Source organism: Shewanella sp. 8A, from assembly GCF_023475945.1.
Lineage (GTDB): Bacteria > Pseudomonadota > Gammaproteobacteria > Enterobacterales > Shewanellaceae > Shewanella > Shewanella xiamenensis.
In genome coordinates this window covers 1-708 of the sequence record NZ_JAMDJP010000099.1, presented here as the reverse complement: position 1 = coordinate 708, position 708 = coordinate 1, and the positions used below count along the sequence as shown (strand labels likewise).

The window sequence follows — 708 nt, the reverse complement described above, 5'->3', positions numbered from 1 at the left end:
CAAATCATGGTCGCTACTGTCTGCCGTTCCTGACACTGTGTAAGGAATACTCAGCGGATAACTCGGTGCCTCACCATTGAGATGAACACTCACAGTCACTTGATTCCCTTCAGCAACAACTTGATCTTTGCTCAGCGAAATCAATGGATTGACTTTGACCTTCTGCGCTTTAATCGCCTTGTTGCCCTCGCTGTCTACAGCCTGCCAATAGGCTAAGTAGTTGCCAGGGGCGAAGAATAAGCTCTTATTCACCAGCGACACGGGTAATGGATGGCCATTACGATCAACCGCCTTAGCAAAACCGAGTTTCACCCGCGTAAACAGGCCTGTCGCATTCACTTCCACATCATCAGGGAGGGTGATCACGGGTTGATTCGCTGAGTCAGCGCCTTCAATCAGCACATTCACTTTGGCGGTTGCTCGGCCTTTGTTGCCATCGCTAATGGTATAACGCAGTGCAACTGGCCCCACATAAGCCTCGGGCGCGGTAAAGCTGAGTCCATCAGCAGTGATTTGTACACTGCCAATATCCGCAGCAGCACCATCAATGCTTAAGGCGTCGCCATCGACATCCACATCGTTTGCCAGCACCGCCAGCGAATAGGTGTCATTTGCAGTACTGGTTAAGGTATAGCTGTCATCGATAGCTTGAGGATCGTCGTTCACTGGCGTAACCGTAACGGTGACTGTGGCAGGCTCTGAGCTCAG

At 51.3% G+C, this 708-nt stretch carries 1 protein-coding gene; it reads right to left on the bottom strand.

What is annotated here, in order from left to right; genetic code table 11:
• Window positions 1-708: Ig-like domain-containing protein (locus tag M0413_RS23145; protein WP_249555752.1), on the bottom strand; the 708-nt coding region annotated here is incomplete at both ends.